Raw genomic sequence first — 15,880 nt, 5'->3', positions numbered from 1 at the left:
TGTCACCCGGTGACGTCCCATCGTCATCCTCGGCCCAATCCTCGGCCCCATCGTCACTGGCCCAGCACCGCCTCCATCACGCTCTTCGCGATCGGCGCGGCCAGCGCGCCGCCGGAGATGTCGTCGCGGGCCACGTTCGCGTCCTCGATCATCACCGCGACGGCGACCTTCGGGTCGTTCGCCGGCGCGAAGGAGGTGAACCACGCGAACGGCGGCTTCTCCTTGGAGGTCTGCGCGGTACCGGTCTTGCCGGCCACCTGGACGCCGTCGATCCGGCCGGGCTTGCCGGTGCCGTTCTCCACCACGTCCACCATCATCGCGGTCAGCTGGCTCGCGACCTCCGGCGTGATCGCCTGGTGCAGCGACTCCGGCTTGGTCTCGGACACCGTCTTCAGGTCGGCGGTCCGGACGCTCTGCACCAGGTACGGCTTCATCACGTCGCCCTGGTTGGCGATCCCGGCCGCCACCATCGCCATCTGCAGCGGGGTGGCCCGGACGTCGAACTGGCCGATCGCGGACTGCGCGGTCTGCGGCTGGTTCGGGTCGGTCGGGAACTGGCTGGCGACCGCGCCCAGCTCGGGCAGTTGCCGCTCGCCGAAGCCGAACTTCTCGGCCTGCTCGCGGAGTGCGTCCGGACCGAGGTCGAGGCCGATCGTGCCGAAGGCGGTGTTGCACGAGTTCCGCAGCGCCACGGTGAGCGTCGCGTTGTCGCTGCCGCCGCAGTTGCGGCCGTTCTCGTTCACCAGCGGCACCGTGGTCTGCGGCAGCGGCAACTCGGCCGGCGAGTGGACCTTGGTCTCCGGGGTGTACTTGCCGCTCGACAGCGCGGCGGCCGAGGTGACCAGCTTGAAGGTCGAGCCCGGCGGGTAGAGCTCCTTGATCGCCCGGTTCGACATCGGCTTGTCCGGGTCCTCGGTGAGCCGCTTCCAGGCCGCGCTGACCTTGGTTAGGTCGTGGCCGGCGAGCTCGTTCGGGTCGTAGGAGGGCCGGGAGACGAGCGCGAGCACCTTGCCGGTCTTCGGCTCGATCGCGACCACGGCGCCCTTCTTGCCTGCCAGCCCTTTGTACGCCGCCTGCTGGGCCGCCGCGTTCAGCGTCAGGGAGACGCTGGCCCCTTGCTGGCGCCGGTCGGTGACCACGTCGACCACCCGGCGGAACACCATCGACGGGTCAGAGCCGTTCAGCTGGCTGTTCTGGGTGAGCTCGATGGCGGACCGGCCGTAGAGATAGGAGTAGTACCCCGTGACCGGAGCGAAGACCGGGCCCGACGGGTAGGAGCGCTGGAACTCGAAGCGGTCGTCGGACGGCTTGCTCTGCGCGATCGGGGTGCTGCCGATCAGGATCGGGCCGCGGTTCACCGAGAACTGGTCGTCGCGGACGCGGCGGTTGTCGTTGCGTCCGTTCAGTTCGCCGGCCCGGAACGCCTGCAGATAGGTCGAGTTGGCCATCAGCGCGAGCATCAGGATGATCGCGGCCACGGCCAGTCGTCGGATGGCTGAGTTCACTGCTTCTGCACCGCCATGGCGATCGTTTCGTCGGAGACCGGCGCCGCGGGGGTCTGCGGCCGCCGGGCCTGGTCACTGATTCGCAGCAGCAGTGCGACGATCGCCCAGTTGGCGACCAGGGACGTACCACCCAAGGCCATGAACGGCGTAGCCAGACCGGTCAGCGGGATCAGCCCGGTGACTCCGCCGACGATCACGAACACCTGCAGCGCGAACGACATCGCCAGACCGGTGGCCAGCAGCTTGCCGAAGATGTCCCGGCAGCCGAGCGCCGTACGCAGACCCCGCTCCACCAGCAGCGTGTAGACCAGGATGATCGCGATCAGCCCGGTCAGGCCCAGCTCCTCGCCGAACGAGGAGATGATGAAGTCGCTCTGGCCGTAGAAACCGAGCAGTTCCGGCCGGCCCTGACCGAGACCGCGGCCGAGGACACCGCCCCAGGCCTGGCCCATCAGCGCGTTCGCGACCTGGCCGACGCCCTGCTCGTTGAACGGGTTCAGCCAGTCCTCCACCCGCTTGTGCACGTGGCCGAAGGTGCCGTACGCGAACCAGGCGCCGCCGGCGAAGAGCAGGAAACCGATCAGCAGCCACCCGGCGCGCTCGGTCGCGACGTACAGCAGGAAGAGGAACAGGCCGAAGAACAGCAGCGACGATCCGAGGTCCTTCTCGAAGACCAGCACGCCGAGGCTGACGCCCCAGGCGATCAGGATCGGACCGAGGTCCCGGGCGCGCGGCAGGTCCAGGCCGAGGAAGCGGTGGCCGGCCAGCGTCAGCACGTCGCGCTTCACCACCAGGTAACCCGCGAAGAAGACGACCAGACAGAGTTTCGCGAACTCACCGGGCTGGAAGGACATGCCGAGCAGGCGGACCCAGATCTTCGCGCCGTTGATGTCCGCGCCGAGGCCCGGCACCAACGGCAGGATCAGCAGCACCAGACCGGCCAGTCCGGCGGTGTACGTCAGAGCCTGCAGGCGGCGGTGGTCCCGGATCACCAGGATGACCACCAGGAACAAGACGATGCCGACCGCGGTCCAGGTGATCTGCTGCGGGGCGGCCGGCGCCCGCGGGGTGGCTCCCCGCGCCTCGGCCGCGATCGCCAGACCCAGGTCGACCCGGTGGATCATCGCCACACCCAGGCCGTTGAGGAGCACCGCGCAAGGCAGGATCACCGGGTCGGCGTACGGGGCGCGGTAGCGCAGGGCCATGTGCGCGATGAAGGCGAGCAGGCCGATGCCGGCCGCGTAGTACCCGGTGCTGGCCGGCACCTTGTCCTGCACGGTGATGCCGATGTTGACGTAGGCCCCGACCGAGACGCCGATCGCGATCAGGAGCAGCATCAGCTCCACCCCGCGCCGGGAGCGCGGGATGATCTGGATGACGGAGGTCGACGCGATACTCATCGGACCCCGTCGCAGTCGTCGGGGTTCACCGATCCGTCCGGCGTGGACGGGGTCGTCGATGGTGCGGACGATGGGGCGGTCGACGCGGGAACGGTGACAGGGGGCTTGGGTGGGGTGGTGACCGGCTTGCCGGACGCCGGCGGAGTGCTCGGCTTCGGGGTCGTCGTCGGCGGCTTCGGGGTCTGCTTGGCGGCACACTCCTCGGCGGTCCGCTGCAGTTCGCTGACGATCGACCGCGCGGCGCTCAGGTCGTCGGCCTGGATCGTGCCCTCCACCTGCTCACGGCTGTACGTCGGCAGCTTGTCCACCTGCAGGGTCTGCTTCTCGTACATGCTCGACAGGGTGAGCCCGGGGATCTGCTGGTCCACGCCCTTGAAGATCGCCACGTAGTCGCCGTCGGTGCCCACGTAGTACTGCTTCTGCGTCCAGCTGTAGGCGAACCAGCCGCCACCGACGACAAGCCCCAGCAGAACAGCCAGTACTGCGAGTCGCCGCAGCCAGAGGAACCGCTTCGGGGCGCGTGGGGCGTAGCGAAGCTCCTCGGGATCGAGGTCACCCGCACCGCCGCCGGACGCCTCGCCACTGCCCTGCGCGCGCAGGGTCGACGTGGCCGGGCCGGTCCCGCCCTGCGCCAGTTCGGCGGCTGCTCCAACCAGCTGGGGCTGGGTGCCACTCGTCGGCTCGGTCTCGATCACGTCCGCGACGACGCACGTGACGTTGTCGTTCGACCCCGCCTCGAGCGCGTGCGTGATCAGGTCGACCACGACGGAGTCCGGCGTACCCTCCGCCATCGAGGTGGCGATCACCTGGTCGCTCACGTAGTCGGGCAGGCCGTCGCTGCACAGCATCAAGCGGTCGCCGGCCCGGACGTCTAGCATCTCCAGGTCCGGATCGGAGTCCGGCCGGCCGTCGAGCACCCGGAGGATCAGGTTGCGGTGCGGATGGGTGAAGGCCTCTTCCTTGGAGATCCGGCCCTCGTCCACCAGCGACTGGACGAACGTGTGATCGTGGCTCAGCTGCTGGAGCTGACCGTCCCGCATCCGGTAGGCGCGGGAGTCACCGAGATGCGCGAGCCCCAGCTCCTGTCCGTCGAACAGCAGGGCGGTCACGGTGGACCCCATGCCCTCGCGCTCGGGGTCCTCCTCGACCAGCTCGGAGAGCCGTTCGTTCGCGCGGTGCACGGCGCCCGCGAGCGCCTCCATCATGTCCGGGCCGGTGATGCCGGGCTTGTCCAGCCGGCGGATCACCTGGACGGCGGCGGCACTGGCCACCTCGCCTGCGGCGGCTCCGCCCATGCCGTCGGCGAGCAGCAGCAGGTACGGACCGGCGTACGCGGAGTCCTCGTTGTTGCGGCGCACCCGTCCGACATCGGACAGTGCTGCGTAGTCGAGCGACAAGGTCATGGACGGCGCCCTACTTCGCGATGTTCAGCGTCGTGCGACCGATCCGGATGGAACCGCCGATCTCGGCAGGCACCGGGCGGGTCACCCGCTGGCCGTCCAGGTAGGTGCCGTTGGTGGAGCCGAGGTCCTCGACCCACCACTCGCCCTCGGACTGGAACACCCGCGCGTGCCGGGTGGAGGAGTAGTCGTCGTCCAGCCGGATCTGGCAGTCCGAGCCGCGGCCGATCACGACGGGCTGCTCGCCCAGGGTCGCGCCGACACCGGCCTGCGGACCGTCGGCGATCGTCACCGAGCCCGGCTGGCCTTTCTTCTTCTTGCTGGGCTTCACCGGCTTCGGGGTACGGCCGTTGGGCTGCGCCACTGGCGCGGCTGCCACGCGGGCGTCCACCTTGGCGCCGAACAGGTCGGACCTGATCACGGACAGGACCGCCAGCACGAACATCCACAACAGGGCCAGGAACCCCAGTTTGATCAGGGTGAGCGTCAGTTCCGACATGGAAGGCCAGTCACCACCCGCTGCTCGGCGGCTGGGCGATCGGCTCGTCCGCAAGGCGCAGCGTCATCGTGGTGTTCCCGATCCTCACGGTCGATCCGTCGGTCAGTTCGGCCTCGGCCGACCGGCGCCCGTTCACGAGCGTGCCGTTGGTGGAGCCCAGGTCGACCAGCACCACCCTGACACCTCCCGGTCCTTCTGGCATCAACCGGATCTCCGCATGCCGCCTGGAGACCCCCGGATCGTTGATCTGGATGTCCGCGTCCGTCCCCCGGCCGAGCACCACGCCGGGCGGGTTGATCGGACGGCGCCGGCCGTTCACCTCGAGCATCACCTGCGGGTGGCCGCGGCGTACGGGTGGTGGGCCGGGGGGCGGTTGCACCGGAGCGCTCTGCAGCACGGTCGCTCCTTCGTCGGGCAGGATCGGGGCCGGCTGCCGCGGCTGTGGCCGCTGGTTGCCGACGGTGGCGCTGACGACGCGGAACTTCCCGGTCGGCAGGTCGTCTTGCTGGGTCAACTCGATCTCGATCGGTCCGGAGAAGGTGTAGCGCTGGATGTCGGCGTGGTCACGCAACTCGTTGGCCAGTTCGTGGTTCAGCGTGCGACCGTAGGCGTTCAGCCGCTCGAAGTCACCCGGGCCGAGCTCGATGGTGAAGTGGTTCGGCACCAGCCGCCGGTCCCTGGACAGGATCCTTGCGGTGTTGTCGATCTCACGCTTGAGGGCCGCGGCCAGCTCGATCGGCTCCACGTCACCCTTGAACGCGCGCGCGAAGACACCGCTCACGATGCCCTCCAGGCGTCGCTCGAAGCGCTGCAGCGGTCGCACGCGTCCTCCTCCACGGTCGGTCGTCGGGTGGCCCCAACGATCGTGCTTGCCGTCCGGCGCTGCCGAGAGGCTCGCCGGACAACCGCGTCCACCGGTGCGCGGTGGACACACTGGTACGACGATCGATCGTATCGGGGAGTTCGACCGAACCCGCAATGTCAGTGTCTGCCGCAGGCCGTGCTAATGTTTCTCCTCGGTCGCAGATGGTGCTCCTGGGAGCCCCGGAAGCGACCAGCGCGCGGGTGGCGGAATAGGCAGACGCGCACGGTTCAGGTCCGTGTGCCCGAAAGGGCGTGGGGGTTCAACTCCCCCCTCGCGCACAGCGTCTCGAACTCCCGGTCAGTTCTCTGGCCGGGAGTTTTTCATGTCCTTCTTACGTGCCCTCAGCCACCAAATGTGGCGCTCGCCTCAGTACGCTCAGCCCGGCGCCGCAGTACCCCGCGTCCTCTTTCCGGTGGCGGCCGGGTCAGCGGTTCCAGAGGCCGTGGGTTTGTAGCCGGGTGAGGATCTGGGTCTCCAGATAGCGGGCGTCGGCGCCGTCCGGGGTCACGGACCAGCTCACCTCCAGGCCGAGTCGCACCACGGCCTCCCGGGCCCAGTCCTTGGCGCGCTTCGGACCGTTCTGCCGTAGGTCCTTGAGTTGTTGCTCGATCCACTCGGGGTCGGCCAGGGCCCGGTCGAGGGCAGCTTCTCCGAATCCGCTGACCGCGCCCTTGCCACTCCGGTACACCGTCAGCCGTCCGTACAGCCCTTGCGGGCGACCACTGCCGGCCCGCTCGCCCGCCATCCCGACGTACCGGATGACGCCATTCAGTGGTTCGCGCAGGAGGTACACCCCGGGTTCCCGGGGCGCCGACCGGATGGCGTCCTCGAAGGGCATCCACGGACACCACTCCGCCAGGTCGCGAACGTCTGCGTAGCTCTGGCGAAGGGCGTGGTCGTGGACCGGTTCGAACCAGTTCATGCACTGATCCTGCCGCCGGGTGCCGACATTCCTTGACGCTGTACTGCGAGCCGCTCGTCCGGCTCCGGGTGAGACGTTGCGAGTTGGTGGTGGCGGCCCCAGGATGACGGGCATGAGTTTCGAGGCGATAGTGCGGGACTATGACCTGTGCTGCGGGGTGGAGCGGGCTTTCAACACGTACGTCGGTTCGCACGGGACCTGGTGGCATCCGGACTACACGCCGGATGCGGGGACCTTCCAGAAGTTGACGATCGAGTCGGGCGTGGGTGGGCAGGTGGTCCTGTCGCACCAGGGGCTGGGTGAATTCGTGATCGGGCAGGTGACGGTGTGGGAGCCGTCGGAGCGGCTCGCGTACTCGACCTCGCTGGCTCAGACGCCGGAGTACCCGAGTGAGATCAGCGTGACGTTCACCCCGACCGCGGACGGGTGCCACTTCCACTTCGAGCACGGTGGGTGGAACGAGGGCAACGAGAAGGACCGGGAGAAGTTCAGGGACTGGGGACTCATCCTGCCGCGCTTCGTGGCATTGGCCGAATCTGTCGGAGGGTCCTGAGACCGTTGGGCGATGACGGGGATTCGCATCGCCATCGCACAACCTGAAGTGACGAACGACGCAAGGAAGAACGGGGCGCTGGTCCGCAAGCTGATGCGGCAGGCCGCCGCCGGGAAGGCCCGGCTGGTGCAGTTCCCCGAGGGCCTGCTGTCTGGGTACCCGAAGGAGCAGCTCGCCGACTGGTCCGAGGTCGACTGCGGCTGGGGTGTCGGGTCGGGCTGGTGGGTGGGCTGCGGCGGTCGCATCTGTACGTCGATCTCCGGGAAACCCGTGGTGCGCTCTGAAGACGCGTGTTAATTTCTGAACGTGCGTTCAGAGGGTGCGTCGTTCATCGAGGCGGCCAGGCGGGAGCAGCTGGCCGGGTGTGCCGTGGACGTGATCGCCGAGGTGGGCATCGCGAAGGCGTCGATGGCGCGGATCGCGGAGCGCGCCGGGGTGAGCGTCGGGGTGATCTCGTACCACTTCGGGAACAAGGCCGGGCTGATCTCGGCGGTCGTGGGCCAGGTCGTGCGGACGGCCGTCGCGATGATGGAGCCGCGGATCGTGGCGCAGCCGAACGCGACCCTCGGCCTGCGGATGCTCATCACCAGCAACCTCGAGTTCATGCGGCAGCATCCCAACCAACTGCGCGCGCTGCTCGAGATCGTCCGCAACGACAGTGGGGTGTACGCCGCTCAGGGCGCACAGGCGGTCGTCGAGGTGGAGAAGGTGCTGCACTGGGGCCGGCAGACCGGGGAGTTCGGCGACTTCGACCCCCGGGTGATGGCGATCTCGATCCGCGCCGCGATCGACGCCGTACCGCCGATGCTCTCCGCCGACCTCAGCCCCGAGCTCGACCTGACCGCGTACGGCGAGGAGCTCGCCGACCTCTTCGAACGAGCCACCCGGAAGGAACCCGTCTGAGATGGAAGCACTCGAACTGATCGGGCTCGGCAAGACCTTCGGCGAGGAGAAGGCGGTCGACGACTTGAGCTTGTCCGTGCCGCAGGGCTCCTTCTTCGGCATGCTCGGTCCCAACGGCGCCGGCAAGACCACCTCGCTCTCGATGGCGGTCGGGCTGCTCCGTCCCGACTCGGGTACGGCCAAGATCTTCGGTGTCGACGTCTGGGACGAGCCGGTCCAGGCGAAGGCGCTGGTCGGAGTACTGCCGGACGGCCTCGGCATGCCGGAGCGACTGACCGGCCGCGAGGTCCTCACGTACCTCGGCCTGCTCCGCGGACTCCCCGCCGCCGAGGTCGACGCCCGTACGACGGAGCTCCTCGAAGTACTGGAGCTCGGCCACGAGGACGACAAGCAAGTGATCGGCTATTCCACCGGGATGCGGAAGAAGCTCGGGCTCGCGGTCGCCCTGCTGCACGCGCCGCGGCTGCTGGTGCTCGACGAACCCTTCGAGGCGGTCGATCCGGTCTCGGCGGCGACCATCCGCACCATCCTGAACAGGTTCATCGCCGGTGGCGGTTCGGTGGTGATGTCGAGCCATGTGATGGCGCTGGTCGAGCAGCTGTGCGACCGGGTGGCCGTCGTCTCCGGTGGCAAGGTGGTTGCCGCCGGCACCGTTTCCGAAGTACAGGCGGGTGGCAGTCTGGAGGACGCGTTCGTGTCGCTGGTGGGCGCGTCGACGCGGGGTGCGGAAGGGCTGGCATGGCTGTCGGCCTGACCTACGCCACCTCGCACACGCTGGTCAGGATGCGGCTGGCCGCGCTGCGGCATGCGTTGCGCGACTCGAACCGGGTCGCCTGGATCGGCACTGGCGCGTTCCTCGGTCTGGTGCTCGCCGCCGGGACCGTCTGGGCCGCGACGAAAGGCGATACCGATCTCGTCGCGGTGGCTATAGCCGTCTGGATGCTCGGCTGGGTTGTCGGGCCGTTGTTCGCGGGCGGCGGCGACGAGACTCTCAAACCCGAGTACTTCACCATGCTGCCGTTGCCGCCTCGCGCGCTGTCCGGCGGGCTGATCGCGGCCGCGCTGGCAGGTGTGGCTCCGCTGGTGAGTCTCGTGGCGTTGCTGTGTCTGGTGGTGGTCGGCGGTCAACTGTCGGTCGGCGCGCTGCTGATCTCTGTGCCTGCTGTGCTTCTGCAGTTGCTGTGCTTCGTGCTGGCCTCTCGGCTCGCCGTGGCGGTCTATGCCGTCCTGCTGCAGGTCCGCTCGGGTGCGGTGCTCGCCGCTCTCGTGAACGCCTTCATCCTCGCCTTTACCGCGCAGGGGTGGGCGCTGATCGCCGCGTTCATCAGTACCGACGTGCAGGGCACTATTGCTCGCGGTGCCCGGATCGCGCCGTCTGGTTGGGGTTTGGTCGCCGTCGAGGCCGCCGGCCGTGATGACTGGCTGCGCGTGCTGCTCGCTGTGGCCGGGCTGGTTGTGCTCTGCGCGGCTATGTTCGTCGCTTGGTCGGCATTGCTCGTCCGGCGGACCACCGCCACCCGCGCAGGGGTTCGGGTGCGCCGGCAACTGACCGCCTCTGATTCTCGCGGCGCCGCAGCGGCGAAGGAGCTGCGCACGTGGGCCCGCGACCTTCTTTACGGACACCGGGCAGTGTTCGCGATCGCCTACGGGCTGTTCTTCTGCATGATGCCTCTGGCCGTCGGCTGGAAGGGCATGCTCCCGTGGGCCGGAGCGACCGCTGTCGTCATGGGCGGCGCGATGTTCTCCAACCTGTACGGCGCTGACGGCACCGCGTTCTGGTCGACCCTGATGACGCCGCGCTCGGCACAACTCGACGTCCGCGCCCGGCAGCGGGCCTTCCTGCTCGTGTTCGGGCCGCCGGCTTTGGTGATCACCCTGCTACTCACCTGGTGGTCCCAGGCTGGGGTGTGGTCGCTGGTGCTCAGCATCCTGCCCGCACTCCTGGGCGGCGCCACCGGGCTGATCGTGCTCGCGTCGGTCTACGCGGCCGTGCCGACCACCGACGCGCACAAACGCTCCGGCAATCCCCTGAACGCCGGTGAGAACGAGGGCGAGACCATCGGCCTCGTCTACGTGATGCTCGTGCTCGTCTCGCTCACCGCCATACCTGCACTCGGCGCAGCACTCGCCTGGTCCTGGTGGGGAGTCCCCGTCGGCCTCGCCTCCGGAGTACTGGCTTGGTGGTACTTCGGACGGCTGGCTGCTGGTCGGCTGGAGCAGCGTGGTCCCGAGTTGCTCACACTCCTGCGGCACGGCCGGACCACCGTGGAGCACGCAGACAAGGCGTCCCTGTCCAGCAAGATGGCCTTGCTGCCGCGGTGGAGGCGCTATCTGGCCGGATTCTGCCTGGGCTTCGGGGCGATCCCCCTGTTCCCGCAGGCCGTAGTACCGGCGATCTTCCTGCTCAACGAGGTCGACGCGAGGGCTTGGTTCCTCGCGCTCTACGTGGAATCCCGCTGGCAGTGGCCGGTGATCATCGGCATGGCGCTGCTCGGCCTCGGCATGTACGCCTACGGCGGCTGGACCTACTGGCAGGCAAGCAAACTCCGGCCCGAGGCACCGCCCCACCTAGAGCCAGAGACACAGACGCCCTGAAGCCACCCGCCTCACCGGAGGCGGAGGGGGTTGGAACTCGGGGCTCGGTGGCGCGCCGGGCGCGGGGCTCCGAGGGCTAAGTGGCGGGGGTCGCTGCGGTGCGGAGTGATGGGCGCGGCGCCCAGCAGCATCCAGGCGGCGACGGCAGCGGCGGCGAGCAGGCCGGCGATGCCCGCGTAGTCGGTCCAGTTCATCAGCGTCTCTTTCAGTGGTGGTGCGTACGGGTAGTGACGGAGTGGTTGCAACTTCGTGATGGCACTCCGGTGCCAGGAGTGCCAGGCGGTCGCGTGGCCCAGCTGTGCCGCTGTAAGAGTGGGGTTTTCCCCGCCCGGGAAAGGGGTGCGGGACTTAGGCCAGATGATGGACAAAATGCTCGCCACCGCGTCAGGGAGCCTGGTTAGGTGGAGCCTCGAGCGCGGGAGGTTGCCACGATGCAGGACGAATCGGTGCTGGATGCCCGGGAGGAACGGGCCTACCGACTGCTGGTCGGACTCTCCATCGCCCGGCTGGCGGACCTTGCCGAGGTCGCGGAGCTGTCGCACCAGGAGGCGGACGAGATCCTCCAGCGGCTGCAGGCCAAAGGCCTGGTCGCGGTGATGCCGGGCGACGAGCCGATGTTCCGGCCGCTCCCTCCCGACGTCGCCCTCGGTACGACGCTGCTCCGGCGGCAGGAGTCCCTCGAGTCGGCGCGGAAGACCGTAGCCTCGCTGAGCGAGGAGTTCCGCGCCAGCGCGAGCCGCCGGGACGCGCACCACCTGGTCGAGGTGATCGTCGGCGCGGCCGGACTGCGGGACCGGCTCCGCGATCTGCAGGAGTCCGCCCGCGAGGAGATCCTCTGGTTCTGCCGGGCCAATCCGCTCGCGATGCAAGGCGCGGAGAACACCGAGGAGTACGGCGCACTCAGCCGCGGCGTACGCTATCGCGCCATCTACGAGCGGGCTCTGCTCGAGACGCCCGGCGAGCTCGACACGATCGCCGAGGGGATCAGCTGGGGCGAGGAGGCCCGGACGCTCCCGACGCTCCCGGTGCGGCTCGCGATCGTGGACCGGGCCACTGCCGTCTGCCCGTTGGTCCGCGACGACGAAGCGGGCATCGGCGAGCCAACAGCCGCGATCATCGGCCGCGGCCAGTTGCTGGACGCGCTGCTGTCGCTGTTCGAGACCCACTGGGAGCAGGCGACTCCGGTGAAGCTGCAGTCCGACGAGGCGGCGGACCCGGAGGGCTTGGACGACTCCGAGCGCTTCCTGCTGTCACTGGTCGTCGCTGGAGTGCCGGACAAGTCCGTCGCCTCCCAGCTAGGTATCAGCCGCCGCACCGTCCAGCGACGCCTCGACCGCATGATGGCCCTCGCCGGCGTCGACACCCGTACTGGTCTCGCGTTCCAGGCCGCCAAGCGCAAGTGGCTCTGACGAGCTCTGGCCGGTCCGAGGGTTCTCGGACCGGCCAGAGCCAACTACTGGAGTATTACTTCAGGCCGTAAGCCCGGATCACTGTTTGGCTGACCTTGTTGCCGATGTTGTCGGCGGCGGCAACTCGCAGCGATACGGAACCCTTGCCGGCCGGCACCACTGCCACGTAGTGCCCCAGGGCACCGACGGTGGTGACCTTGCGCCAGCTCTTGCCCTCGTCGAAGGACACCTCTGCCTTCAGCGAGGTGGACCGCGGTGCGGCCACCCCGGCCTGCTGGTGGACGTTGAACCCGATCACGTGCGACCGAGCGGCCACCCGCCCGGTCAGGTCCGCCGGCACGTCGTAGTCCACCTGCAGCAGCGGCAGCGCCACAGCCTTGTCGGTGGCGGCCGTCTTGGAGCGGAAGTCCCAGACCGTGCGGGTGCTGGTCCCCCAGTTCCACTCGCCCTCCTGGTCGACGCGCGCCGTCGAGAGATCCAGCTTGTACGCCGCGTCGCCGCCTTCGGTGATCACGTCCTCCCAGGCATCGGGCAGTTCCGCGACCTGCTGGCCGTTCCGCGAGAGCACCGCCGACGCCGAGGTGGTCTCACCGACCGTGTAGTGCCCGGCGGCATCCACGAAGGCCGGGATCCGCAGGGACAACCGGTCACCCGTCCGGGTGGACACGACACCAGGTGCGGCGGCCGGACGGACCACCGGGCCGAACCAGGTCTCGGTGGAGACCCCGGCCTTGTAGCTGCGCGGCAGCGTGGTGAGCCCACCGTTCAGCGGGTTCATCGTGTCCCAGGTGTAGAGGTGGTGCACGCGGTGCTGCCAGAGCGAGTCGCCCGACGTCACCCACTCCTCGCGGACCTTGGGGGTCTGGACGAAGCGCTGCGAGTCGTTCCAGGAGTACTCCTGCCACGGACGCCAGCCGAACCGCTGCTCCTTGGCCCAGTTGAAGCCGCCGTTGTCGGAGTACGAGGTGTTCACCCGAGCGCTGTTCGCGGTGGTCACCTTGTAGTTGATCTTGCTGGGGATCGACCCGGCCGAGACCTGCTGCACGTCGTACAGGTAGGGGCTCGACGTGGTGAGGATGAGGTCGATCGTGGCGCGGGGCTGCTTGGCCCGGGCGATCAGCTTCTCGCCGTCCTTGGTGGTCGTGACCATCGCGGGGATGGGTTCACGGTCACCGGTCGGAACCCAGACCGTCCACGCCGACCAGGTCGCCGGCCGGACGATGATGACGCCGGCCGCACCGGCCTTGGCTGCCGCGGCGATCTGCTCCTGCTCACTGCCCGCTCCGGTGCCGTCCTCGTCGGACTTCATCAGGGCGATGGCGCCACGCACCCCGCGGAGGTCTGCCGGAGCACCGTTGCCGGCGTCCACCAGCGGGAACCGCTTCTTGCCCTCGAACGACGGCGACTGGTGCAGCAGGTTGATGTCCAGCGGTCCGGAGACCCCGGCGACAGTGGCCTGCACCAGCGGTGCCACCAACTGCCAGCGGGAGGAGAACTCGAAGCTGCCCTCGGTCACCGGCTTGGTCCCGGTGACGAGCACCTGCTTCACCGTGCTGAAGTGCATCACGCCGTGGCTGATGCTGCGCCCGTTGCCGTACACCCGGTGCACGTAGTAGCTCAGGATGGCCTGCTGCTCGGACGGCTTGGGTGTCTCGATCGTGATCGGGGCCGCCTTGCGAGCGTCGATCACCACCTCGATGTCCTTGTCCACCTTGATGTTCGGGTCGGTGAACAGGCTGACCTTCTCGTCCTGCGGGTCATAGTTCTCGACCAGCGAGTGCAGCAGGTACGTGCCCTCCTCGACCTCCGCGGTGTAGGCCTCACCGTCCGGGATCCAGGCGAGCTGGTCCGACCGTGAGTTGTCGCCGTACAGGGAGACGACCGGCGCGCCGGTGGGCTGGCCGTCGAGTCCGATCGCGCGCAGCCGGACGGAGTGCTTCGGTCCCTGTCGCAGCGCGCCGACCGCGGTGTGCGTGACGACCCCATCGGGGCCGGTGGCAACGATCCAGCCGCTGTGCAGACCGCGCTCCAGCTTCGCCGCGTCGAGAGCCACCTGTACGTCGGTGCTGCCGCCCGCGGGCACGGTGACACTGCTCGGCACGCTGATCGCGTCCGTCTCGGGCTTGTGCACGTCGAGGTTGTCGACGTCGACCGCGAGTTGCAGGGTCACGGGTGCGGTGCCGTCGTTCTTGTAGGTGATGGTCCGCGCCGAAGAGCCGGTGGTGGTCTGCAGGCCGAAGTCCGCGGTGGCGGACGCGTAGACCTTCTGCGCGACGGCCCGGCTCAGGTCGACCCGGCCGCCACCCTGCGCGTAGACGCTCAGGTCGGCGTTGGTCTTGGCCGTGCTGACCAGCGCGTTCTTGATCCGGTCGGCCTTCCAGTCCGGGTGCGCCTGCGCCATCAGGGCCGCCGCGCCGGCCACGTGCGGCGCGGCCATCGACGTACCGGAGGCCGCCGTGTAGAGGTTGTCGACCGGCTGGCCCATCGCCGTACCGGCCGCGCGGGCGGCGACGATGTCGACGCCGGGCGCGGTGATCTCCGGCTTCAGGCCGTCGTCGCCGAGGCGGGGTCCACGGCTGGAGAAGTCGGCCAGCGCCTCATTGCGGTCGATCGCGCCGACGGTCAGCGCGGACGGCGCCGTACCGGGGGTGCCGATCGACTCGTCGGCGCCGTCGTTGCCCGCGGACACGACGAACAGCGTGCCGCTGTCGGCGGTGATCCGGTCGACCGCCTGGCTGAGCGGGTCGGAGCCGTCGGTGGGGCCGCCACCGAGGCTCATGTTGACCACGCGCGCGCCTTCGGCCGCGGCCCACTCCATCCCGGCGATGATCGAGGACTCGTAGCCGAAGCCGTCGTCGCCGAGCACCTTGCCGATGAGCAGGTCGGCCTTCGGCGCGACACCCTTGCGGGTGCCGTTCGCGCCGGCGCCGGTGCCCGCGATGGTCGCCGCGACGTGCGTGCCGTGGCCGAAGTGGTCCGTGACTCCGCTCGGGCTCCCGGAGAAGTCCTGGGACTGCTTCACCTTGCCCTGGAGGTCCGGGTGGGAGGCATCGATCCCGGTGTCCAGGACGGCCACGTCCACACCGGTGCCTTCGTACCCGGCCTGCCAGGCGGCGGGTGCGCCGATCTGCGGCACGCTCTTGTCGAGCACCGCGCGGACCTTGCCGTCGAGCCAGATCTTGGCGATTCCACGGTTCAGCGCGCGGGCGTTCTGGTCCGGCCCGAGGGATTTCCACAGTGCGGGCAACTCGTCCTTGGTGGCGCTGACCGCGGCGCCGCCGATCGAGTCGAGTTGGCGAGTGGTCGTCGTCCCGGTCAGCGCCGGGGCGCGGAAGCCGGCCGCCGGGTCGGAGTACCGGACGATCAGCGGCAGGCTGGTGGCCGACGAGTCACCGAAGCCGTCGGCGATCAACTCGTCCACGTCGAACAGGTCGGCGTCGAGTACGCCGGTCGAGATGTAGGGGACGGCGTCGCTGGGCAGCACCCGCAGCCCGCCGTCCACCTCGATCGTGTGGAAGGCGATCCGCTCGCGGCCCGGGCCGGGCCGCACGCTGGCAGCCTTCTTGCCGGCGCCGGCGTCGGTCACCTCGACCACGTCACCCGTGATCAGGGTGACCTTGGCGGACTTGCCCGGTACGCCGGACGGCGCCGAGGTGGTCCCGGGAGGCGGCGCGGCGCCCGGTGGGGCGGCGGTCGCCGAGGTGGCGGTGGTGCTTCCGAGGGCTAGGACAGCCGCGAGGATGGCGGCTCGTTTCACCGGGGAGGACATGGGTCTGGTCTCCTTCGAGAGGCTAGGGGCAGGCACCTCTTTCCGAGGAGTGTGCAGGTG

14 protein-coding genes and 1 tRNA gene are annotated in these 15,880 nt (G+C 69.2%); 7 read left to right on the top strand and 8 right to left on the bottom strand.

Annotation, left to right across the window (positions count from 1 at the left end; translation table 11 throughout):
• Positions 1 to 53: 53 nt before the first annotated feature.
• Genes EV648_RS18530 through EV648_RS18510 form a run of 5 tightly spaced genes read right to left on the bottom strand, consistent with a single transcriptional unit; the run spans position 54 to position 5,627 of the window.
• On the bottom strand, positions 54 to 1,505 hold the full coding sequence (locus EV648_RS18530; RefSeq protein WP_132292803.1) for a penicillin-binding protein 2: 1,452 nt from the start codon (positions 1,503 to 1,505) through the stop codon (positions 54 to 56).
• Positions 1,502 to 2,905, bottom strand: a complete 1,404-nt coding sequence (locus EV648_RS18525) for an FtsW/RodA/SpoVE family cell cycle protein (RefSeq protein ID WP_132292800.1) — start codon at positions 2,903 to 2,905, stop codon at positions 1,502 to 1,504. Before EV648_RS18525 ends, EV648_RS18530 begins: the two co-directional genes overlap by 4 nt.
• On the bottom strand, positions 2,902 to 4,308 hold the full coding sequence (locus tag EV648_RS18520) for a PP2C family serine/threonine-protein phosphatase (RefSeq protein ID WP_132292797.1): 1,407 nt from the start codon (positions 4,306 to 4,308) through the stop codon (positions 2,902 to 2,904). The genes EV648_RS18525 and EV648_RS18520 overlap by 4 nt, the downstream gene beginning before the upstream one ends.
• Before the next feature lie 10 nt (positions 4,309 to 4,318).
• Positions 4,319 to 4,804 carry an FHA domain-containing protein gene (locus tag EV648_RS18515; RefSeq protein ID WP_132292794.1) on the bottom strand — a complete coding sequence of 162 codons (486 nt, stop codon included), beginning with the start codon at positions 4,802 to 4,804 and terminating at the stop codon, positions 4,319 to 4,321.
• Positions 4,805 to 4,814: 10 nt separating this feature from the next.
• The gene (locus EV648_RS18510; protein ID WP_132292791.1) at positions 4,815 to 5,627 is read right to left on the bottom strand and encodes a DUF3662 and FHA domain-containing protein; all 813 of its coding nucleotides are present in this window, start codon (positions 5,625 to 5,627) and stop codon (positions 4,815 to 4,817) included.
• Positions 5,628 to 5,863: 236 nt separating this feature from the next.
• Between EV648_RS18510 and EV648_RS18505 the strand changes: the two genes are divergently transcribed.
• Positions 5,864 to 5,947 (top strand) — tRNA-Leu (locus tag EV648_RS18505).
• 146 nt (positions 5,948 to 6,093) lie between these two features.
• Here the strand turns inward: EV648_RS18505 and EV648_RS43290 are convergent.
• On the bottom strand, positions 6,094 to 6,591 hold the full coding sequence (locus EV648_RS43290; RefSeq protein ID WP_199234689.1) for a hypothetical protein: 498 nt from the start codon (positions 6,589 to 6,591) through the stop codon (positions 6,094 to 6,096).
• A gap of 112 nt (positions 6,592 to 6,703) precedes the next feature.
• Here EV648_RS43290 and EV648_RS18495 point away from each other — a divergent pair, with 112 nt between their 5' ends.
• From EV648_RS18495 to EV648_RS18475, 5 genes are read left to right on the top strand one after another with little or no spacing between them, the layout of a single operon-like run.
• Positions 6,704 to 7,144, top strand: coding sequence for an SRPBCC domain-containing protein (locus EV648_RS18495; protein WP_158294016.1), 441 nt, complete (start codon positions 6,704 to 6,706; stop codon positions 7,142 to 7,144).
• Positions 7,145 to 7,156: 12 nt separating this feature from the next.
• Positions 7,157 to 7,441 (top strand): carbon-nitrogen hydrolase family protein, encoded by a 285-nt coding sequence (locus tag EV648_RS43285; RefSeq protein ID WP_199234688.1) that lies wholly within the window; start codon positions 7,157 to 7,159, stop codon positions 7,439 to 7,441.
• Between the two features lie 9 nt (positions 7,442 to 7,450).
• Positions 7,451 to 8,047 carry a TetR/AcrR family transcriptional regulator gene (locus tag EV648_RS18485; RefSeq protein WP_132292785.1) on the top strand — a complete coding sequence of 199 codons (597 nt, stop codon included), beginning with the start codon at positions 7,451 to 7,453 and terminating at the stop codon, positions 8,045 to 8,047.
• Position 8,048: 1 nt separating this feature from the next.
• Positions 8,049 to 8,801: an ABC transporter ATP-binding protein gene (locus tag EV648_RS18480; protein ID WP_132292782.1), complete on the top strand. Its 753-nt coding sequence runs from the start codon at positions 8,049 to 8,051 to the stop codon at positions 8,799 to 8,801.
• Positions 8,786 to 10,642, top strand: a complete 1,857-nt coding sequence (locus tag EV648_RS18475) for a hypothetical protein (RefSeq protein ID WP_132292779.1) — start codon at positions 8,786 to 8,788, stop codon at positions 10,640 to 10,642. The genes EV648_RS18480 and EV648_RS18475 overlap by 16 nt, the downstream gene beginning before the upstream one ends.
• Positions 10,643 to 10,653: 11 nt before the next feature.
• Here EV648_RS18475 and EV648_RS18470 read toward each other — a convergent pair whose 3' ends face one another.
• On the bottom strand, positions 10,654 to 10,836 hold the full coding sequence (locus tag EV648_RS18470) for a hypothetical protein (RefSeq protein WP_132292776.1): 183 nt from the start codon (positions 10,834 to 10,836) through the stop codon (positions 10,654 to 10,656).
• Between the two features lie 237 nt (positions 10,837 to 11,073).
• Here EV648_RS18470 and EV648_RS18465 point away from each other — a divergent pair, with 237 nt between their 5' ends.
• Positions 11,074 to 12,051, top strand: a complete 978-nt coding sequence (locus tag EV648_RS18465; RefSeq protein ID WP_132292773.1) for a helix-turn-helix domain-containing protein — start codon at positions 11,074 to 11,076, stop codon at positions 12,049 to 12,051.
• A 55-nt stretch (positions 12,052 to 12,106) separates the two neighbouring features.
• Here the strand turns inward: EV648_RS18465 and EV648_RS18460 are convergent, their stop codons facing one another.
• Positions 12,107 to 15,820: a S8 family serine peptidase gene (locus tag EV648_RS18460; RefSeq protein WP_132292770.1), complete on the bottom strand. Its 3,714-nt coding sequence runs from the start codon at positions 15,818 to 15,820 to the stop codon at positions 12,107 to 12,109.
• Positions 15,821 to 15,880 lie beyond the last annotated feature (60 nt).

Origin of the sequence: Kribbella sp. VKM Ac-2568, from assembly GCF_004345365.1 — a bacterium.
Classification (GTDB): domain Bacteria; phylum Actinomycetota; class Actinomycetes; order Propionibacteriales; family Kribbellaceae; genus Kribbella; species Kribbella orskensis.
The sequence above is the reverse complement of the archived record's forward strand: the minus strand, read 5'-3'. Positions and strand labels throughout refer to the sequence as shown.